Here is an 18965-nt window from a genome sequence, read left to right as displayed (position 1 = left end):
GATCCCGGAGGCAGGAGGCGAATTGGTGTCCACGCCCGCAGCACCGCCCGCCGGACGCCGGGAACGCAAGCGACAGCAGGTGCGCGACCGGCTCTACGCTGCGGCGCTGCACTTGTTCGTCGCCCAGGGGTACGAGGCGACGACCATGGACCAGATCGCCGAAACCGCCGACGTCGCCCGGGCCACCGTCTTCAACCACTTCTCACAGAAGGTCGGGTTCCTCGAAGAATGGGGAGCCCGCCGCCGCGCCCTCGTCAACGAGATCCTCGGCTCCCAGCACGCCGAAGACCTGCCTGTCGGCGACCGGCTGCGCCGCTACCTGAAGGAGATGGCCGACCTCAACGCTGCCTCCCGCGCCGAGACAACCGTCCTGATGGACGCCTCCGCGCGGTACGGCCGCCTCCTCCAGGACCCGTCCCTGGAGATCGAACTCGCCAGGATCGTCGAACAGGGGCAGCAGCTCGGGGAGATCAGGGCGGACGTCGACTGCGACCAGGCCGGACAACTGCTGGCCGCCTGCTACTTCACGGCAATCCTGCGCTGGATCCGAGAGGAACCAGCCCCTTTCGACCTCCACCAGCGACTCACAGACGCGCTCGACATCGTCCTGCTGGGCCTCCTTGTCGGCGAAGCTGTCTGACGCGGAATGTCACCCTGCACCGCCGCATGCAATTCGGCCGGCGGGTGATCACTCATGCTGGCTGCTCCTCGTTTTCCCCGCATGTGTCTCGGCTTTCGGCACGTTCTCCCCGTTGGCTGCGGGGGAGGCGGCGTTGCCTTCGTGGCGCTGTGCGTCGGAAGGGGAATCCGCTGCGGGTGGGGCCGAGACGCCTTTCCGAGCCGGCGGCAACGGCCGCACGATGCTTGAGGCCGTCCATCTTGGACGCGTTCGGGACGCGTTCGGGACGCGTTCGGGACGCGTTCGGGACGCGTTCGGGACGCAAGGATAGGAACAGGTAGCGGGGCTCATCCGGTACCGGGGCGGTCGTGTCGCGGCAGCCGCTCGGCGACCAGGTTGTAGGAATCCTCGACCGCGGCGGTGACCAGCCGCTCGGTGATGCCGGGTCAGGGCCCGAGCGAGATCCAGTGGCGTTTGTCGAGATAGCGGCCCTGCGTGATCGAGGCGTGGCCGCGTACGTGAGCGCGGGCGTGTTCGGGTTCGCACTTGACCGTGATGATCTGATCGTCCGGGTCGTCGGTGACGATCAGGAACACCTTGCCCGCGACCTTGTACACGTCGAGTCCCGGGGTGAAGGGGTAGCCGTGGCTGACGCCGGGCAGGGCCAGGGTCGCCTGGCGGGCGATGTCCTGGGGCCGGTCACCGGCCGCGTTCACCGGGCCGCCCGCGTGCCGGTGCCGTAGGTGTGCGGGTCGACGGGCCGCTCGGCCCTGGGCAGATGGGCGACGACGAGACGGTAGGAGTCGGTGACGAGCTCCCCGACGAGCTCCTTGTCGACGCCTTCTCCGCTCTCCAGGGTGATCCAGTGCTTCTTGTTCATGTGGTAGCCGGGGGTGATGTGGCTGTACTGCTCCCGCAGGGCGTGGGCCTCGCCGGGGTCCGCCTTGAGGATCACGACGGGACGCCCCGGGACTTCGGTCATCAGCATGAACACCTTGCCGCGTACCTTGTAGACCTCCCAGTCGGGGCCGAAGGGGTGCTCCAGCTGGGCTCCGGGGAGTTCCTTCGCGCAGTCGGCGGCGGTCTTGTGCAGGGCCGATCCGTTCATGGGTGGTGAGCCTTCTCAGGTGGTGACGGACTGGGGCATCGAAGGGGGCGGAGGGCGCGCCGCGCGTGCGCGGTGGCACGTCCCATCCTTCCGTCGAAGCCGACGGGAAGGGGGGTAGGCTGCGGACACGTGATGGTCGACAAGCGACACTCCGGGCGGGGCAGGCCGAGCGGGCAGGCCGGACCAGCTGCGGTTCCGCTGTACGGTTTCCAGCCCCCGGTCGGTACTCCGTACGGCCTCGAGGTCAGTACCGTCGAGGAATTCTTCGCCCAGCACGACGACTGGCCGTGGAACCCGCCCCGTCCGGGCCGCGCCACCTTCCACTACCTGATCCTGGTCACCGAGGGTGAGCTGCGGCACGACGTCGACCACGTCACGCGGAACGTCGCCCCCGGCCAGTGGCTGTGGGTGCGTCCCGGGCACGCGCAGTGCTGGCATCCGCCCGGCGCGGCCCGCGGCCCGTTCATCCTGTTCGAACCGGACGTGCTGCGGCCCGACCTCGCCCGCCTCCTGGCCCCGCTCACCGCGCACGAGGCCCCTGCCGTGCTCAGCCCGCACCCCGACGACACCGCCTGGCTCCAGCAGACGGCACTCCAGCTCCTGGACGAACACCGCGCACTGGGGCGCCGCCCCCTCGGCGTCCACCACGCCCTGCGGCGCAGCCTGCTCGAATCGCTGCTGCTGCGCCTGGCCAACTCCCCGGGCATCGCCCCCACCGGCACGACCACAGCCGGCACGGGCCGCGCCGACAGGTACGGACGTTTCCTGGACGTCTTGGAGCTGCACTTCCGCGAGCTGCACCAAGCCGCGGACTACGCCGAGCTGCTCGGCTGCTCGGTCCGCACCCTCAGCCGTGCCGCCCGGGACGCCACCGGCAAAGGAGTACGCGAACTCATCGACGAGCGGCGCCTCCTGGAAGCCCGGCGCCTGCTGGGAGATGCCCGGTGGGACGCCCGGACCGTGGCCGCCCACCTCGGCTTCACCGACCCCGCGAACTTCGGCCGCTTCTTCCGCGACCGCACCGGCCTCACCCCGGCCACCTTCGCGGCCGACGAGGCCACGACCCCTCCTGTTCAAGGTTGACGATCTCGGTGGTTTCCGGCTGGACCTCAGTCGACGGCCTCGATGGTGACGTCGACCGTGCCGTCGTACTTCTTGAAAGCATCGGCCCCCGAGTCGATCTCGCCGAGGACGATGATGCCGGGGTCGGGGATGGACTGTCCGTCGTGGTCATAGAAGACGGCGATGTCGGGACCGGGTGACCAGTAGACGATGTTGCCGATCTCGTAGCTGGACCGCGGTTCGCCTCCTACGGCGAGAGACCGGGGCAGGTGACCGTACTTCTCGCGCTTGAACAGGTCGTTCATCTGCAGCGTCAGCGGAAGCAGTGAGGCGAAGTCGAGTGCCGTCGCGTTGTCGTCGAGGGTTGCATTGAGGACGCTTTCTCCGGCGGTCAGTCGGATTCTCATACGGGTTCTGCCTTCAGGGGTGGTTGGTTGTCGTTTCTCAGTCGCCCAAGTCCCAGTTGCCCAGGTCTCAGTCGCCCAGGACGACGACGTGCTTGCCCGGCGTGGTGCCGGACTCGACGTCGGCCTGGGCGTCACGGACCTGTTCCAGGCCGTGGTAGACCTTCGCGACCGGGACGTTGAGGCGCCCTTCGGCGATGGCCCGGAGCTGGTGGCCGAAGACGTCGGCCGGGAGGTCGGCGGCCTGACCGCCGTAGGACGTCAGCCGCACCCCGTTGGGGATCATGAACGGGGTGAAATCGGGGATCGTCCACTGGCCCGCCAGGGCTCCGGTGAAGCAGACCGTGCCGTGCCGGCGGACGGTGTTGAGGGTGTCGGAGAGGACCGAGCAGCCCACCAGCTCCAGTGCGGCGTCGACGCCGTCCGGCATCAGCTCGCTCACCTGGTCGGCGATCGTGCCGTTGTCGACGAGGGGATGGTCGACGCCCGCGGCCCGCAGTTCCCCGGCCTTCTCCGGGCTGCGGGTCGTGGACAGCACGGTAGCTCCGAGATCCTTCGCGATCGTGGCCGCGCTCAGCCCGACCGTGGAGGTGCCGCCGCGGATCAGCAGCGTCTGCCCCGCCTTGAGGTCCAGGCCGGTGGTGAGGGAGCCGTAGGCGGTCTGGAACATCTCCGGCAGCGCACCGACGACCTCCCACGGCAGGCTGGTCTCGAATGGGACGACCTGTGCCGCGGGGACGGTCACGTACTGGGCGTACGCGCCGTCGTACGAGCGGCCCATGCCGCCCATCATCGTGGCCACCTGCTGTCCCGGCCGCAGCCCGCCGTCCTCGTCGGCCTCATCGACCACGCCGACGCCCTCGATGCCGGGCACACGCGGGTAGGTGACCTCCGCGTCGGACTCGCCCCTGCGGGTGGTGACCTCGGACTCGTTGACGCCGAACGCCTTCACCTTGATCCGCACCCAGCCGGGCTTGCGTAGGGGCACCGGTACGTCCTTGATCTCCAGTGCGTCGAGGCCGCCGGGCCGGGTGACGACGACGGCCCGCATCGTCGCCGGTGCACTGTCGCCGGCTGCTGTCGATCGGCTCATGTCGAATTCCTTACTCTGTTCGCCCCCTGATGCGGTGTTCCGTATGGCCCGATGACCGTCAGGGGCGGTCGATGCCCTCCCACAGGTCGAGGGCCTGCTGGTAGTGGGCGGTGGCCTCGAAGGGCGGGTTGCCGACGCTTCCCGAGGTGGGTTTGTCCGCGACGGCGGGCCACGGACGGGACTGCTCGCCAGTGGCGAAGTCGAGGACGATGTCGCGGATATGCGTGTCCCGCTCGGCCTGCTCGGCGCTGCGACCCGGCTGTTCCTGGCCGACCAGGGCGTACATCTCGGTGCCGTGCACGGCGGGCGCGCCCTCGGCGGGCCCGATCATCAGGAGATGGGCGTTGCCACCCGCGGCGGCGTGCGCCAGGGCGCCGCGGACAGCCGGGAGCGCGAAGAGGTAGTCCGCCATAACCGCGGCGCGGACCTCGGCCGGGGTACAGCCGCCCTGGTCGTGGGCGTCGACGATCTTCTTCGCGAGGGAGCGGGAAATACGCCACCCCGCGACCTCGTCGACGATGCGGTCGAGGGTGTGCGGGTCGAAACGGTCGAGATCGTTCGCCACCCACCAACCCATGTCGTCACTCGCCATGCTCAGCAGCACGTCGACATTGCGGTGCGCGCCCGAGGCGAGGACGTCCATGGGATGGGCGTGCACCACCGCGCCCGGCTGCCCGATGTCCAGGACGACGCCGGTGGCCTTGTTGTCCACCCCGCCGCGGACTCCGAGGTCCGTCGGGGCGACCTTGCGCAGGGCGTCCCTCAGGGAGACCGCGTCGAGGTCGAGCAGCTTCTCCGGGTTGTCCGCCACGCCGAGTTCGGTGACGAACCGGTGCGCGAGCTCCTCGGCCCACCAGGCCGGGACGCTGCGGGCGGGCCCGCCGGAGAACCCGGCCAGTCGCCGGTACAGGCCGTTGGCGGAGGCGGCGCCGAGCAGCCCGAAGGTGGTATAGGCGCCGGCACTGTGGCCGTAGACGGTGACGTTGTCGGGATCGCCGCCGAAGCGGGCGATGTTCCGCTGGATCCAGGTGAGCGCGGCGATGACGTCCTGGAGGAAGAGGTTGCTTGCCTCGGCGAGTTGCCCGCCGTACTGCGAGAGCGAGAGCGCGCCCAGGGCGCCGAGCCGGTAGTTGACCGACACGCTCACCACGCGCCCCGTCGCGCCGAGAGGGGCGGCGTTCGAGGTGATCTGTGTGTTCGCGCCGTACTCGAATCCGCCGCCATGGATGTACACCGCCACCGGCAGCGCCGTGCCGGACGGCTGCTCGGGGGCCCATACGTTCAGGTTCAGGCAGTCCTCGCCCATCCCGCTGTCCGCTTCGAGCCAGTCGCCGCTGTCGGGCTGGACAGAGACGACGCCCTTACGGTCATAGGGGCGGTCCGGATCGAAATCCGCGACTACGGGGTGGCGGTATCGCTCGGCGGTGGCGTACGGGATTCCCCACCAGGACCGCACCCCTGGCGCGGTCGGAGCCTTGGGCGCGGTGACGGTCATGACGTGTCCTTCCAGCGCGGTTCGGGTGTTTCGCGCGGCCTGTCGGCGGCTGGTCGCGAGCGGTGACGTCTGCCATCGTTTCCTGGGATCCGACAAAGCGCCCGGTGAGTGGCGGTCACCTGATGGTCACCAGGCGACACTTGTGTGCTCCTCGTCCTCCTCTCGTGGCGCCGCCGGGCATACGAGGGCGACCTGAGGTCCCGCCGGTGCGCCTCCCTCGCGTGGTCTGTTTGTGATCGATGACCGCGCTCGATGTTGGTGATGTATCGTGGGTACATACATCGTGGACGTTGGAGGTGTCCGATGTCCGTCACCCAGATTGATCTCGACGACGAGGCGCTGGCCGAGGCCATGCGGCTGATGGGTGTCACGACGAAGAAGGAGACCGTCAACGGGGCCCTTCGGGACTACGTGGCGCGGATCAAGCGGCTTGAGGCTGCTGAGAAGTTGGCCGCGCGGGGTGCGCGTGGTGAGTTCGAGCAGGCCGCGGCGGCGCATGACGCGGAGAAGCATGCGCGACGCGAGGCCTTCGAGTGATCACGTATCTGGTGGACACCTCGGCTCTGTGGCACCTGTTTCGCACCCCAGGTGCGTTGCGTCCCTGGGAGGGACACATTGCCGCCGGGGTGTTCCACCTCTGCGAGCCGACGCGTGCCGAATTTCTTTACTCGGCAACCAGTCCGTCCCATCGGGATGAGCTCGCAGAGGAACTGGACGCGCTCTGCTTGCTCTCTCCGGTTCCGAAGAACGCCTGGCGTTGGATCGACACCGCCCAGTACAAACTGACCCAGCGGGGCCGGCATCGGGCGGCTGGAGCGATCGATCTGTTGGTGTGCGCGACAGCCGTACACCACGGGCACACCGTTCTCCATGTGGACAACGACTTCGCGACGGTGGCCGGAGTGCTCAAGGAAGTTCAGCAGCGGGACGTACGAGCCTGATCTTCTGGAGCCGGTTGACGTTGCCGGTCTGTTGGCCTCTCGATGATCGATGCCCAAGGTCACTGCCCTGGTACTGCAACGGTGTTTGCTCTGAGTGCTGGGCAGTTCTCATGGGCTGTGCCCGCGTTGCTTGTAGCGTGCGCCTGGACCCCAAGTGCGTGAACTCTGCGTCCAATGTTCCAGCTGGGGTGATCTTCCGGTGGTGTGCGCATGAAGTGCTGGAGATCATGCCGGCGGGCATGCTTCGGAAACCTGGTGTCGCTCAGAGGTACTCCCGGTACTCTCCGGTGCCGTCGCAGGACCGGCAGCTCTCGAACCAGTTCCCGGCGCCTGTGACTTGGCCTGTGCCATTGCAGCTCGTGCATCCGCGCTGACGTTTCCGCGCGGCCTCCTTCGCCCGGTCCTCGGCCGCCCACTCGTTGACCCACCGGTTGGTCCGTTGCCACAGCGAAGGATTCTCGAGCCGCTTCAGCGCCTTGATGTACCCGCCACGGGCGGTTGCCAGGTCACGCAGGGTTTCGCGGTTCTGCTGGGTGCTCGGCATGCTACGTACCTGCGTCTCGAGTTCGTCGAGGCGCGCGAGTTTGTCTCGGCAGTAACGGATCTGCTCCGCGGGTGGGAGATTCTCGAATGTCATGACCTGAGCATCTCCAAGCGAGCCTTGTAGGAAGGAGTCTGCAGCAGCGACGCCAGGGTCAGCATGCCGAACACCGACCGCGCCGCTTGTGCTCGGCCCAGGGCAGGGTTCGGTGGTGGCGGTATCGGTTGGAGACGGTCGTTGACGGCTTCGAGTGGTCGGCCAACAAGAGCCAGATAGCCGGCGAAGAGAAAACCCAACATGTGCTGCTCCCTGACACGTTCGATTATGGAGATGGCACCTCGAACAGCTGGTCCACGCGGTTCCGCCTAATGCGGTCAAATTGTCGGCTGGCGATTCCTGGCGCAACTACGATTGAAATCGCCGACGCGCCGCGCTGGCTGCCGCGTTCCGGATCCGCATGCGTAATTTTCCTACGGTCGGAAGAGAGTCGAGGACAGGGGCGGCGTCCGTGGCTTATCAGGGACATCGCTCCGGTCCAGTGTCTGTGGCGGACAAGTGGAATCCGTCTGAGTCCAGCGGTTGCAGTCGAGTGGAGAGGGCAGCCTTCTTGGCAAGCAGACGGAACGACAGCGATGTCCACCGGGGGTGAGGGTGAGCACATTCGAGGCTGCCGCGGTGGCCATGATTGCCCTACTGCCGGGGGCTCTCTACCTCTTCGCGGTGGAACGCGAGACGGCTGTCGTCCGGGCCGGGCTGGCCGACCGTGTTATGCGGGTGGCTGCGACTGCGGCTCTGTTCCATCTGGCGTTGGCTCCGCTCACTGTGTGGGCGTATCTGCGTGTCTGGGAGTCGGGGCGGTTGACGCAGCCTCCGGTGCCGTGGGCCTGGTGGTGGCTGCCGCTCCCGTACGTCGTCGTGCCGCTCTTGGCGGGGTTCGCCGTCGGCAGTGCGTTCCGCAGGAGGCGCCGCTGGGCACGGATCGTCAACGGGCAGACACCCGAACCGCTGGCCTGGGACGCCCTGTTCGGCCATGATTCCGCGCTGTGGCTCCGGATCAGGTTGCGGGACACCGATGGTGGGACCAACGGCTGGATTCTGGGGGTCTTCGCCCGTGACGCGCGTGGACGGCTCGACTCCCGTGCCTCGGCGTACCCGCAGCCGCATGACCTCTACCTCTGCGACACCGCGGAGGCACTGCCGGACGGAAGCTTCCGGCGTGGCGCCGACGGGCGACCGGTACTGCGCAATATCGGCCTTCTGATCTCCCGGGAGGAGATCACCTATATCGAGGTGATGTGGGGATGACCACGGATCAGCCCGAAGTGCCCGAACCGCCGGACATGACGCCGGCCGAACCAGAACAGGTGAAAGCGTTGGACGACGAGTCCGACCCGACCGAGACGCTGGGAGGCGGCGCCGGCCGCTCGCACGGGCGCGTGATGCTCACTACGGACCAGATGCGTCCGCCTCCGCAAGGGGCTATGGAAGTGTCTCCGGCGCCGGTCCCGCCAGGAGAGGGGGACGCCACGACGGATCCGGACACCGATGACCGACGGTAGCGGTACTGCCCCGTCGTGCCGGTCGCTGGCGCTTCAGGACCGGGGCCTCGTCAGGCACCGGTGTACGCGAAGGTGGCCCAGGCGAACGGATTGACCAGGAGGCCCTGGCGCAGGACGGTGGCCTGCGCACGTGCGAGTGCCACCGAGGGATGGGCGCCGCCGAGCCAGCATCGGTAGAACTCCGTCATGAGCGGAGCCGTGAAGTCGTCGAAGCACATCCACTGCGTGGCGACAATCCCGCGCAGACCGGCCTGGATGAGCGCGGCCGGCAGTCCCACCACCTCGTCGGGCAGAGCGTCGCCCGTCACAGCGGTGCCGCAGGCCGAGAGCACGGCGAACATGGCACGCACCTCGTGTGCGGCCAAAAGGTCGCGTACCTTCAGCCGGGCGTCACCACCGAGGTGCAGGCCGCTGCCGAGTGGATTGCTGCTGTTCACGTCTCCGTGTCCGGTGAAGTGCAGGACGTCAGTGGTCCGCAACGCATCGAGTAGGCGCGCCCTGGAGACCTCCTCGGGTTCGATCTCCGTCATCGTGACACCGGTGGGACGAGCAGATTTGACGCCGCTCAACTCCGCCGCCACGTTCAGGGGAGGCGGGCTCGCTCCATGAGCCGGGGTCGGGGCGGGGTGAACAAAGGTGAGCCGGGTGATCGCCTGCCGGCTGTGCGCCGCACTGCGCAGCGCAGCGGCGTGCGGGGCATAGGAGAGAGCGGTCGTCTCAAGGAGGAACCGCCATTTGTCGACCCGCTTCGAGGCACATGTGCCGGCCGCGTGGAGGGGCAGCATGCCCAGCAGTCCTCCTGGCAGAAGGACGGCCCGTTCACAGTCCGCGAGCACGTTGGCGATCGGCTGCATCACCTGTGCCCAGAGGTCGTTGACCACGTCTCTGGCCAACTGCCCGCGCGTCCTACCGTACTTCGGGGACTTCTGCCGGTCCTGGAGGACTTCGGCTTCGTGCAGTCTGTCGAGCAGTCTCTTGACGACATCCACGGTGAGCGCCGGCAGGTCCACCGGTACCGGACCGGTCCTTCGGCATTCTTCGCCGGTCACCACGAGAGCCGCGCCGCCGTCCCTGGACACAGTGAGATACACCAGGGGGGCGTCCCCGGCGAGCGTGACGATCTCCTGCCAGTCGGGAGAGGCCGCCTCGTCGGATCCGTCCCGGCTTCGGGCGTGCACCAGGGCTAACTGCCGCTGACATGCGGCCATGCGTGCCGCGCCCTTCCACTCCGTACCCGGCGGACGGGCGAGTTCCTGCCGCCGGAGCCCGTCCAGCTCACGAGTGAGGTCCGCGATGGCCTGTGCCGTCCGGGCGCCGCCCTCGACGGCCGAAGAGGGTCGCGGGGCGGTCCGGCCGGCGACAGACCCTGCGCGCAGGCCGAGCCCTTCGGCCAGCAGGACGCCACGGGCTCCCTCCAGGGCGAGCACGGCCTCGATCCTGTCCTCGACGGCGGACGAGTTCGCCAACTCCCTCGCGCACATCGGCAGCACGTCGGCAGCCATCGCCAGGGCCGACTCCTTGTCCGCGCGGGTGATCTGGGTGTGTGTGAGCACGGGGAGCACGCGGAACGCGGCGGCATAGGCCCGGGCTGCCTCCAGACGATGACCGTCCCGGCGCGCCCACCCCGCCTGTTGGGTCGCCGCGTCCCAGGCCGTACGCAGATTGCTGCGCGCGCCTGTCAGATAGGAGTGCTCGAATGCGTCCTGGGCGAGTGGCCTGTACCGTTCGTCGCCGGTGCTGTCGGCGAGGAGCATCCGTGCCGTGGCCAGACTCAACTGCGCGGCCGCGATCAGCGACTCCTCGGTGAGATCCGGAGCATCGAGAAACCCCAGCAGCACCTCCTCGGCCCGGCGCAGATCACTGATTCGTGCTCCGGGTCCGCTGAGGGCGTGGGCGAGGAGGATCCGGGTGCCGAGCCAAGTCGAGCGCGCCCCTGTCGTGTCACCCGGTGGGGCGTAGGGGATTTCGTCCAACTCGGCGATCGCGGCGCACATTTCGGAGCGTGAGGCGGGGCCGGCAGGCATATCGGCGTACTTCAAGGACACGAGGTGGGCCTTGACTGCCTGGAGCTGCGGATTCGAGCCGCCTCCGTGAGACTGCAGCCGGGCGGTTCCCCGCTCGACGGCCCGGAAGGCCGCCTCCAGGTCGGCCCTGACGGTGTCCGGGCGCACGGGAGGATCGGGGTGCACCAGGAATTCACGGTTCAGTTTGTAGCGCGTGCCCAGCGCCGCGGCGAGAGAGAAGTCGACCGAGTGGATCTCGGTGCCGAACGCCGACCGCTCGGCTTCGCCCGCTGCTTCCCATGCCTCCAGGCAGCTACGCCACAGGGAGATCGCCGCATCGAGGCACTGCCGGTTGCCCGTGAGGGCCTGATCGAAGCGGACCAGGGCCAGATAAGCCAAGCTGTACATCCGACGCGCCGGTCCGGAGGGCCGGTCCAGGTGGCCGCCTGCGAACATCGCCCGCCTCGCGCCGTCGACAACACCGGTCCCGGGCATCGACTCAGGCAGTGTCCGGAACCGCTTACGCAGTTCGTGCGCCTCGACCGTCGACATTTCCTTGCCGGGCTCCTCCAACTCGTCGTGCGCCCGCACCGCGTCGGCGTAATCCTGTTGCGTCCACCGAGAAACGGCGAGCAGCGCCCTCGCCCTGAGAACCGCGTAGTCCTCGGATGCCACGCCCCCACGCCCCTTCCCCACGTCGATGAGCGTTCACCATGGCTGCCGCTCCCTGCCCGAATCCGGTCGACGGTGCGGGGGATCGGCGTCGACCAGAACGCCGGAATCACGTCCGCAGGTCGCCGAGCACGGCGCAATGGCGCGTTGCTGTTCAGCAACTTCCTGAGTTCGGTCATGCTTCGGGTCCGAGCAGGAGGTCCCGCCAGCCCCTGAACGCCGAGACCAGTGTGATCACCCATAGTTGTCAACGCCAAAGCACCGGACGAGTTCGTCCTGCCGCCACGCCCGCTGGTCCGGCGGTACGAAGCCGCTACCCAAGGCGGCTTCGTACCGCGCTACCAGGCGACAACAACGATGGACCGAGAGATCAGATCGGCATAGGTTTGCCGCTTGCTGTTCCATAGAGGTCGAAATGCGCCGATTATGGAACAGCCATCGATTAATTGCGCCATCAGGCGCAGGAGTGATCGGCTGAAACCTATGGGTTGAAAGGTGTCAGCGTCTACAACCCGGATGTGCGCCATGCGCCTGCCACGTGTCTGGCCAGTCTTGCCGACCTCGTAGGCCATTTTGAAGAGTCCGCCAATATTGGCTACCAACCCCCACCATCCGATCACCCTGACGATCGAGTGGCTCGCATTCTGGGCGATGATGGTCAAAATGAGAGTCGACACGGGGGAGGCTATGATCGAAAACACTGAATCGGCTATCCGGGCCTTCAGCCGGGAACCCCAACTCGCGTATTGCAGGACGGGGTAGGGTGCGTTGAATCCAGGATTCCAGCTCATATTCGACCTGCCTGCCAGGCGAGATGCTCTCGCGGTTGCCGCTGTCGACGCCTACTGCTGCCGGGATCTCGCCGTGCGTGGCATAACTATGCTGTGCGTCGATGGCGCCCGATCCGTATGAATACCGAGGCCACTGACTGTGGACCCCCTTGCACGCGAGCGGGAGCAGTTGGAGCCCGCTAGTCACGGCGCATTGAAGTAGAAGGGGGCGTAGCCGGCGCATACGGCGATGTCGATACTCATCCGTATCGCCCGCCTCGGTTCGACTGGCTGTCCTACGGGTGGGTTCGGGCATCTGTTCGCCGGGCCGGAGCCGCGGGAGGTGTTCGCCGATCTCATCGAGGGGCTGCTGCTCGACGGCTTTCAGTTCGCGCAGGATGCCGCGCGTGAACCGGTCCTTCGTCTGGTGGCCCTGGTAGGGGTCGGTGGCCGAGCTGAGCAGCATCGTGCCCGGCCGATCGACCCCCGGGCACCGCAGAGCCGTCTCGGCTCACGAAGCTGGTCGGCCGGGCTGCCGCAACCTCGCCCGCGACGGACGGTTCGCCCTCTGCGTCGACGAGGACCGGCCCCCGTACGCGTTCGTACTCCTCCAGGGCGGCGGCCCTGCTGCGGACAGCCCCGCAGGACGGCGGTCGGACGTCCACAGTCGCACGGCGACCTGCACCCCGGCGTGCCGGGGGCAGCGGCTGTTCCACCCCGGTGTCCCATATCGGTCTGCGGCGGCGGGCTCCGCGACATCTCCCGCGGGTAGGCTTTGGCTGATCAGGCAAAGTCGGCGGGGACGAGGCATGGGCGGGGTCGAGAAGACGCGGGGTGGCGGGGCCGAGCGGGCGACCTCGCGGGATGTCGCCCGGCTTGCCGGGGTGTCACACACGGCCGTGTCCTTCGTCTTCAACGGGCGTGCCCAGGGCAACCTCTCCACCAAGACGCAGGAGAAGATCCGCAAGGCGGCGGAACAGCTCGGCTACCGGCCGAACGCGGTCGCCCGTGGCCTGCGCCGGCGTCGTACCGCCGTGATCGGTCTGGTCACGGACGAGATCGCCACCTCGCCGTTCGCCGGGCGGCTGCTGCGCGGGGCCATGGACATGGCGTGGAGCAGTGAGCACCTGGTGCTCACCGTCGACTCCGGGCAGGACCCGGGCGCCGAGGACGCGGCTGTCGCCGAACTGCTCGACCGGAGGGTCGACGGGATCATCTACGCCGCGCTGTCGTTGCGCCGCGCCCGAGTCCCGCAAGGGCTGCACCATACGTTCGCCGTGCTCGCCAACTGCCTCCCCGAGGACGGCTCCCTCCCGGCCGTCATCCCCGCCGAGCGGGCCGGTGGCCGCAGCGCCGCGCGTGTCCTTCTCGACGCGGGCCACCGCCGCGTCGCCCTGGTGGGCGGTCTGGACGACATCGCGACCGCGGAACGGCTGCGCGGCTTCCGGGACGCGCTGCGGACGGTGGGGCTGACGGCTGGGAAGGACTGGGTCGTGCGCACGGGAGGGGAGATCTCCGCCGGGTACGAGGGAGCGTTGCGGCTGCTGGACGGTGTTCCCGCCTACCGGCGCCCCACGGGGATCGTCTGTTACAACGACCGGGTCGCCGCGGGCGTCCTCCACGCCGCCGCGCGCCTGGGCCTCGACGTGCCCGCCGAGCTGTCCGTCGTCGGATATGACGACCAGGAACACATGGCGGCTTTCCTCAGCCCGCCCCTCACCACGGTCGCTCTGCCCCATCGCGCGATGGGAGAGACGGCCGTCCGCCTGCTCCTGGACGCCATCGACAGCGGGACCGCGCCGCCGGTCACCACCCGGCGGCTGGAGTGCCCCGTCGTCACGCGGGGTTCGGTGGGACCAGCTCCCAGCCCGTGACCTCGACGTCCGTCCCCGACACGGTCAGCTCCGCGATGTCGTCGTCCCGTCGGTACACCCGTTCCGTGGCCGTCGCCCGGTCACCCGCGAACAGTTCCAGCAGGGAGCCGTCCACGAGGATCCGTACGGTGAGGGTCTCGCCCGGCGGGGTCGGCAGGACCAGGGGGGCCGTGCCGTCCGGGCGGGAGCGTGGCCAGGCCGTGCGGTCCAGGGTCACTCTGCCGGACGCCGGATCGAGTCGCACGGTCAGTTCGGCCCCGGACGCGGCCCGCAGCAGACTTAACGTCGCCGCCGAACGGGCGGTCACCAGCAGGTCGTACGCGAGGGGGAGTGACCGGTGCGGTCCTGGTGCGGCCGTGAACGGGACGGCCGCCCGCAGTAGTTCGAGCTCCGGAGCCGGTACGACCCGTAGCGTGCCGTCCTCGTGGGTGTCCATCACCCGGGGTGCCGTGAGGACGCCGGACCAGCCCGCGCGGTCCACCTCCTCGGGCGGGCGTGACTCCCAGGACCAGCCCCAGAGCAGGGCGCGGCCGGACTCCGTGTCCTGGAGGACGGCAGGGGCGTAGAAGTCACGGCCGAGGTCCAGCGGGCCGCCGCCCGTACCGGCCACGAACCTCGGTGCACCGTCCGCCCGCTCCACCAGACGGCCCGTGACGTACGCGGTGCTCAGCGGGTCGCCGTCCCACAGGGCCACCGCCAGCACCCAGTCGCCCCGGGGGGTCGCCCACAACTGCGGGCACTCCCAGCCGATCGCCCGGTTGCCGAAGGCGCGGGTCGCCGCCGGGTCCCGGCCGTCCAGCAGGACCCCGGCGAACCGCCAGTCGTGCAGGTCCTCGCAGTCGTACACCAGGACGGACGGGGTGCCGTCGGCGTGGCCGGCGCCCATCAGCGCCCAGCGGCGTCCGGCGAAGCGGAAGACGAAAGGGTCCCGGAACATCGTCACGTCCAGGCCGGCTGGTGGGCCGGCGACCACCGGTACCGGCAGTTGCTTCCATTTCCGGAGGCTGTCGTCCTCGGTCACGGCGAGACAGATCGTGCTCAGGCCCCGGTGGCCGTGGTCGATCCCGGAGTACACCGCTGTCGGTACACCACCGTCGTCCACCACGCAGCCGGACCAGCAACCCGCCTCGTCCGGGCCGTCGGGCGTGGGGCGCAGGGCGATGCCGTGGTCGTCCCAGTGGGCGAGGTCGGGGCTGGAGGCGTGGCCCCAGTGAACGTTCGTGTGCACGGGGGCGTCGGGGTTGTACTGGTAGAAGAGGTGGTACCGATCGCCCCAACGGAACGGGCCGTTCGGGTCGTTCATCCAGTTGGCCGGCGGGCGGACCCTGAAACGCGGGCTGTTGGCGTCGGTCGACCGGCTCAGGGAACTCAACGACTGACTCCTGCGGATGTGATGCCCTCGCGCAGAGGGCGCTGGCCGACGACGAACACGACGACGGCGGGGATCATGGAGAGGACGACTCCGGCGAGGACGACGGAGATCGAGCCGGTGCCGAGGTTGCCCTGGAGGGAGACCAGGCCCAGGGGCAGCGTGAGGTTCTCGGTGGAGGTTTCGAGGATCAGCGGCCGGAAGAACTCGTTCCAGTGGTAGTTGAAGGCCAGCACGCCGACGATGGCGAGACCGGGGGCCGCCAAGGGGGCGTACACCGACCGGAAGACGCGCCACGGACCTGCGCCGTCGATCATCGCCGCCTCGCCCAGGTCCTTCGGCATGCCCAGGAAGTACTGGCGCATCAGGAAGGTGCCGAAGGCCGACGGGAAGGCCGGGACGATGAGGCCGAGCAGGGTGTCGGTCAGACCCATCGTCTTCAGTTCCAGGAAGACCGGGACCATCGTGACCTGCAACGGCACCATCATCGTGGCCAGGACCAGCGCGAACAGCGGCTTCTTGAAGCGGAATTCGAGGCGGGCGAAGCCATAGCCCGCCAGGCCCGCGGTGATCATCTGGCCGGCCGCGACCAGCGCGGTCACCAGGGTGGAGTTCAGTGCGTACAGCCAGACGTCGATCTGGTCGAAGACCCCGCGGTAGGCGTCGACGGTGGGGTCCGTGGGGATGATCCTCGGCGGCAGGTCGAAGGACTCCGCAGGCGTGCGCAGTGACGTCGACACCGTCCAGATGACCGGGCCGAGCGTCAACAGGGCGCACAGCGCCAGGCCCGCGATCCGGCCCCAGGGCGCCAGGCCGTGCCGTACGCGTGACGCGGTGGGGCTCGTGCGGCGACCTGGCATCTGACCTGGCATCGAACCCGATGCCGAACCCGAGAGGGAACTCGTACTCATCTGACTCACCCGGCTCACTGGTAGTGGACGTAACGCCGGCTGAGCCGGAACTGGAGTGCGGTGACCGCCATGATCAGGGCGAAGAGCAGGACGCCCACGGCGGACGCCTCGCCGAAGCGGAGCTGCTCGAAGGCCGTCTCGTAGATGACCATCACGACCGTGCGCGTCGAGTCGCCGGGACCGCCCGCCGTGAGGACGTACGGCTGCTCGAATACCTGGAGGGCGTTGATGATGCCGACCACGGACGCCACCAGCAGTGTGGGCGACAGCAGTGGCAGGGTGATGGCGAGGTGTTTGCGCACCCCGCTCGCGCCGTCCAGCGAAGCCGCCTCGTGCACTTCCTTCGGGATGTTGTTCAGGCCACCGACGAACAGCAGGAACGAGAAACCGAACTGCTGCCAGACGTATGCCAGTACCACGGCCGCCATCGCCCCGTTCTCCGAGGTCAGCCAGGGGACCGAGGGGATACCGACCGTGCCCAGCAGCCAGTTCACGGGGCCGAAGTCCTGGTTGAACAGGTACTTCATCACCACCGAGATGGACGCGGCGGACAGCACCAGCGGGAAGAAGAACGCCGAACGGAACACGGATCGCAGCCACTTGGGCATCCGGCCGTTCACCGCGATGGCCAGCACGAGCGCGATCAGCAGCTGGAGCGCGACCGCGAGCACCATGAAGACGAGCGTGTTGCGGAAGGAGACGAGGACCGTCGAATCGGTCAGGATCTCCCGGTAGTTGGCCGCTCCGGCCCACCGCGGGTCGTCGATCACGTCCCACTGGAAGAGGCTGAGGACGACCGAGCCGACGATCGGTACGACCGTGAAGACGACGATGCCGACGACGGTGGGCGCGAGGAACAGCAGGGCGAGGAGGCGGGTGCCCCGGGTGCGGATGGTGGTGGTGGCCGTGGCCGTGGACTCGGATGCCTTACGGGTCCGACCGGTCCCGCGGTTCCTGCGGGTGCGGGCGGGCTCCGGCCCCACGGGCCTGATCTCGGTGTTCGTCACAGTTCACGCTCCATGGCCTTCTCCAGGTCCCCCTGCAGCCGGCGCAGCGCGGGACGCACCGCGCCAGGGCTCGAAAGGGCGGTTCCGGTGTGCTTGATCAGCAGCTGCTCGACCTCGTTGACCTGCGGCGGGGCCGGGATCGGGCCCGTGGTGGGGATCTTGTCGAGGGTGTCGTAGAAGACCTGCCAGTGGGCCGGTCCTGTCTCCCGGTAGCGGGCCTCGTCGACCATGGAGCGGCGGGCCGGAGTGGTCTGGTTGGCCGCGAAGAGCTGGGTCATCACGTCCTTGCGGGCGGTGTACTTGATGAACTCCCAGGCCTCGTCCCGCATCGTCGACGTGCGCAGCATCGCGTACCCGGCGGCGCCGAACTGGTGACGCCGGGTACGCCAGCGGGGGAAGTACCGCACGTCGTAGTCGGCGGGTTTCATGCCCGCCTGGTGCAGGCCGCCCGCCCAGAAGCCGCCCGCGGGCGTGACACCGACGCGGCCGGTGGAGAAGACGCCGACGAGGTTGCGGCCGTCGCCGCCCTCCGGCCGGGTGCACAGGTCCTCCTGGACGAGGGAGGAGAGGTAGTCGTAGACCTCCGCGACGCGGTCGGAGTCGGCCAGGGGTGTCGTCCACCGGTAGCCGCCGCCCCGGCCGCGCCGCTGTGCCTCGGGATAGAAGGAGTTCCAGAGCCAGTCGCCGCCGGGGGCCCTGGACTCGGTGAGGAGGTTGGTGTCGTTGGCGAAGAGCCAGGGGACCACTCCGCCCCACAGCCGGTTGGTCCAGAAGTACGGGGTGAAATGGTCGCCGTTGCTGCGTTTCATCGCTCGCAGCAGCGTGGTGAAGTCGTCGTGGGTCCAGTCGTCGTCGGGGAGGTCGGCACCCGCGCGTTCGAGGACCTGGCTGTTGAGGTACATGTCGGCCGCGTTGAACTCGACCGGCAGCTGGTAGAGGCTCCCCTCGTACATCATCGACTCGACCAGCGAGGGATGGACATCGGAGAAGTACGTGCGCAGCTCGGCCGCGTCCCGCTTCGCCCACCTGTCCAGCGGTACGCCGAGCCGCTGGGCGAAGAGCTGCACGCCCTCGGTGGCGACGTACACGAGGTCGGGTGCCGTGCCCGCGGCGATCTGGGTGAGGATCTTGGAGAAGAAGTCCGACCAGTCGTAGGCCTGTACGGGGTTGACGCGGATCCTGATGTCGGGGTGGACCTCACGGAAGCCGTCGCGCAGGGCACGCTGGGCCTCGGGGTCGAAGGCGGAGCCCAGGGTGGCGATGACGAGCGAGCCGTCGTCGCGACCGGGGATGTCGGCGGCGGTGAGGCGGTCCCATTCGGCCGCGACACCGGCCAGAGCGGCGGCTCCGGCGCCGTACGCGCCGTAGCGCATCAGGGCCCGTCGGGAGAGGAGCGAGTCGGTCATCGGCGAGCCTAACTCGTGTTAGCCAAAGGTTGATTTCATGATGATGAGAACCCCGCTGCGGCTCTGTCAAGGGACGTGCGCGGATGGGAAGTGCGGATGGGAAGTGACGAACGGCCGGTGCGCGAGGGCTT

Annotated in this window: 19 protein-coding genes; 6 read left to right on the top strand and 13 right to left on the bottom strand. The window is 68.6% G+C overall.

Annotated features, from left to right (window positions below; all coding sequences use genetic code 11):
• Positions 1-25: 25 nt before the first annotated feature.
• Positions 26-640 (top strand): helix-turn-helix domain-containing protein, encoded by a 615-nt coding sequence (locus G3I56_RS00200; RefSeq protein ID WP_343239819.1) that lies wholly within the window; start codon positions 26-28, stop codon positions 638-640.
• A 425-nt stretch (positions 641-1065) separates the two neighbouring features.
• Here G3I56_RS00200 and G3I56_RS00195 read toward each other — a convergent pair whose 3' ends face one another.
• Positions 1066-1335, bottom strand: coding sequence for an MmcQ/YjbR family DNA-binding protein (locus G3I56_RS00195; protein ID WP_343239818.1), 270 nt, complete (start codon positions 1333-1335; stop codon positions 1066-1068).
• Positions 1332-1727 carry an MmcQ/YjbR family DNA-binding protein gene (locus G3I56_RS00190; protein WP_164406315.1) on the bottom strand — a complete coding sequence of 132 codons (396 nt, stop codon included), beginning with the start codon at positions 1725-1727 and terminating at the stop codon, positions 1332-1334. Before G3I56_RS00190 ends, G3I56_RS00195 begins: the two co-directional genes overlap by 4 nt.
• A 129-nt stretch (positions 1728-1856) precedes the next feature.
• Here G3I56_RS00190 and G3I56_RS00185 point away from each other — a divergent pair, with 129 nt between their 5' ends.
• The gene (locus G3I56_RS00185; protein ID WP_343239817.1) at positions 1857-2810 is read left to right on the top strand and encodes an AraC family transcriptional regulator; all 954 of its coding nucleotides are present in this window, start codon (positions 1857-1859) and stop codon (positions 2808-2810) included.
• Between the two features lie 26 nt (positions 2811-2836).
• On the opposite strand, the gene G3I56_RS00180 is transcribed toward G3I56_RS00185, so the two are convergent.
• The 3 genes from G3I56_RS00180 to G3I56_RS00170 form a co-directional block, all read right to left on the bottom strand.
• The gene (locus tag G3I56_RS00180; protein WP_164406313.1) at positions 2837-3196 is read right to left on the bottom strand and encodes a cyclophilin-like fold protein; all 360 of its coding nucleotides are present in this window, start codon (positions 3194-3196) and stop codon (positions 2837-2839) included.
• A 67-nt stretch (positions 3197-3263) separates the two neighbouring features.
• Positions 3264-4286, bottom strand: coding sequence for a zinc-binding dehydrogenase (locus tag G3I56_RS00175; RefSeq protein WP_164406311.1), 1023 nt, complete (start codon positions 4284-4286; stop codon positions 3264-3266).
• Positions 4287-4344: 58 nt separating this feature from the next.
• Complete coding sequence (locus G3I56_RS00170) at positions 4345-5781, bottom strand: carboxylesterase family protein (RefSeq protein ID WP_164406310.1); 1437 nt, start codon at positions 5779-5781, stop codon at positions 4345-4347.
• 303 nt (positions 5782-6084) lie between these two features.
• On the opposite strand from G3I56_RS00170, the gene G3I56_RS00165 reads away from it, so the two are divergent.
• On the top strand, positions 6085-6318 hold the full coding sequence (locus tag G3I56_RS00165) for a type II toxin-antitoxin system VapB family antitoxin (protein ID WP_164406308.1): 234 nt from the start codon (positions 6085-6087) through the stop codon (positions 6316-6318).
• On the top strand, positions 6315-6722 hold the full coding sequence (locus tag G3I56_RS00160) for a PIN domain nuclease (protein WP_164406306.1): 408 nt from the start codon (positions 6315-6317) through the stop codon (positions 6720-6722). The genes G3I56_RS00165 and G3I56_RS00160 overlap by 4 nt, the downstream gene beginning before the upstream one ends.
• 262 nt (positions 6723-6984) lie before the next feature.
• Here the strand turns inward: G3I56_RS00160 and G3I56_RS00155 are convergent, their stop codons facing one another.
• On the bottom strand, positions 6985-7359 hold the full coding sequence (locus G3I56_RS00155; protein ID WP_164406304.1) for a hypothetical protein: 375 nt from the start codon (positions 7357-7359) through the stop codon (positions 6985-6987).
• Positions 7356-7562 (bottom strand): hypothetical protein, encoded by a 207-nt coding sequence (locus tag G3I56_RS00150; RefSeq protein ID WP_164406303.1) that lies wholly within the window; start codon positions 7560-7562, stop codon positions 7356-7358. The genes G3I56_RS00155 and G3I56_RS00150 overlap by 4 nt, the downstream gene beginning before the upstream one ends.
• A gap of 346 nt (positions 7563-7908) precedes the next feature.
• Between G3I56_RS00150 and G3I56_RS00145 the strand changes: the two genes are divergently transcribed.
• Positions 7909-8568 carry a DUF6338 family protein gene (locus G3I56_RS00145; protein WP_343239816.1) on the top strand — a complete coding sequence of 220 codons (660 nt, stop codon included), beginning with the start codon at positions 7909-7911 and terminating at the stop codon, positions 8566-8568.
• Between the two features lie 304 nt (positions 8569-8872).
• Here G3I56_RS00145 and G3I56_RS44965 read toward each other — a convergent pair whose 3' ends face one another.
• On the bottom strand, positions 8873-11500 hold the full coding sequence (locus G3I56_RS44965) for a CHAT domain-containing protein (RefSeq protein WP_164406301.1): 2628 nt from the start codon (positions 11498-11500) through the stop codon (positions 8873-8875).
• Between the two features lie 335 nt (positions 11501-11835).
• Positions 11836-12288 (bottom strand): RDD family protein, encoded by a 453-nt coding sequence (locus tag G3I56_RS00135; RefSeq protein ID WP_164406300.1) that lies wholly within the window; start codon positions 12286-12288, stop codon positions 11836-11838.
• Between the two features lie 788 nt (positions 12289-13076).
• Here G3I56_RS00135 and G3I56_RS00130 point away from each other — a divergent pair.
• Positions 13077-14141, top strand: coding sequence for a LacI family DNA-binding transcriptional regulator (locus G3I56_RS00130; protein WP_164406299.1), 1065 nt, complete (start codon positions 13077-13079; stop codon positions 14139-14141).
• Here G3I56_RS00130 and G3I56_RS00125 read toward each other — a convergent pair.
• The 4 genes from G3I56_RS00125 to G3I56_RS00110 all read right to left on the bottom strand — a co-directional run bounded on the left by G3I56_RS00125 (position 14104) and on the right by G3I56_RS00110 (position 18834).
• A complete protein-coding gene (locus tag G3I56_RS00125; RefSeq protein WP_164407168.1) occupies positions 14104-15504 on the bottom strand; it encodes a glycoside hydrolase family 32 protein in 1401 nt (466 codons plus the stop codon). The genes G3I56_RS00130 and G3I56_RS00125 overlap by 38 nt on opposite strands.
• A gap of 5 nt (positions 15505-15509) precedes the next feature.
• A complete protein-coding gene (locus tag G3I56_RS00120) occupies positions 15510-16370 on the bottom strand; it encodes a carbohydrate ABC transporter permease (protein WP_164406298.1) in 861 nt (286 codons plus the stop codon).
• A gap of 65 nt (positions 16371-16435) precedes the next feature.
• Positions 16436-17428 carry a sugar ABC transporter permease gene (locus G3I56_RS00115; protein WP_164406297.1) on the bottom strand — a complete coding sequence of 331 codons (993 nt, stop codon included), beginning with the start codon at positions 17426-17428 and terminating at the stop codon, positions 16436-16438.
• Entirely contained in the window at positions 17425-18834 is a 1410-nt protein-coding gene (locus tag G3I56_RS00110; protein WP_164406295.1) for an extracellular solute-binding protein, read from the bottom strand. The genes G3I56_RS00115 and G3I56_RS00110 overlap by 4 nt, the downstream gene beginning before the upstream one ends.
• Positions 18835-18965 lie beyond the last annotated feature (131 nt).

It is taken from the genome of Streptomyces sp. SID12488, from assembly GCF_010548275.1.
In the GTDB taxonomy this organism is placed as follows: domain Bacteria; phylum Actinomycetota; class Actinomycetes; order Streptomycetales; family Streptomycetaceae; genus Streptomyces.
Note: the sequence above shows the minus strand (reverse complement) of the source record. Positions and strands in the feature narration are given on the sequence as shown.

Bases quoted from the DNA above. Each gene is read 5' to 3' on its own strand.
- G3I56_RS00190 (WP_164406315.1), bottom strand. From the start codon at position 1,727: ATGAACGGATCGGCCCTGCACAAGACCGCCGCCGACTGCGCGAAGGAA.
- G3I56_RS00180 (WP_164406313.1), bottom strand. From the start codon at position 3,196: ATGAGAATCCGACTGACCGCCGGAGAAAGCGTCCTCAATGCAACCCTC.
- G3I56_RS00175 (WP_164406311.1), bottom strand. From the start codon at position 4,286: ATGAGCCGATCGACAGCAGCCGGCGACAGTGCACCGGCGACGATGCGG.
- G3I56_RS00170 (WP_164406310.1), bottom strand. From the start codon at position 5,781: ATGACCGTCACCGCGCCCAAGGCTCCGACCGCGCCAGGGGTGCGGTCC.
- G3I56_RS00165 (WP_164406308.1), top strand. From the start codon at position 6,085: ATGTCCGTCACCCAGATTGATCTCGACGACGAGGCGCTGGCCGAGGCC.
- G3I56_RS00155 (WP_164406304.1), bottom strand. From the start codon at position 7,359: ATGACATTCGAGAATCTCCCACCCGCGGAGCAGATCCGTTACTGCCGA.
- G3I56_RS00150 (WP_164406303.1), bottom strand. From the start codon at position 7,562: ATGTTGGGTTTTCTCTTCGCCGGCTATCTGGCTCTTGTTGGCCGACCA.
- G3I56_RS00135 (WP_164406300.1), bottom strand. From the start codon at position 12,288: ATGAGCTGGAATCCTGGATTCAACGCACCCTACCCCGTCCTGCAATAC.
- G3I56_RS00130 (WP_164406299.1), top strand. From the start codon at position 13,077: ATGGGCGGGGTCGAGAAGACGCGGGGTGGCGGGGCCGAGCGGGCGACC.
- G3I56_RS00120 (WP_164406298.1), bottom strand. From the start codon at position 16,370: ATGCCAGGTCGCCGCACGAGCCCCACCGCGTCACGCGTACGGCACGGC.
- G3I56_RS00110 (WP_164406295.1), bottom strand. From the start codon at position 18,834: ATGACCGACTCGCTCCTCTCCCGACGGGCCCTGATGCGCTACGGCGCG.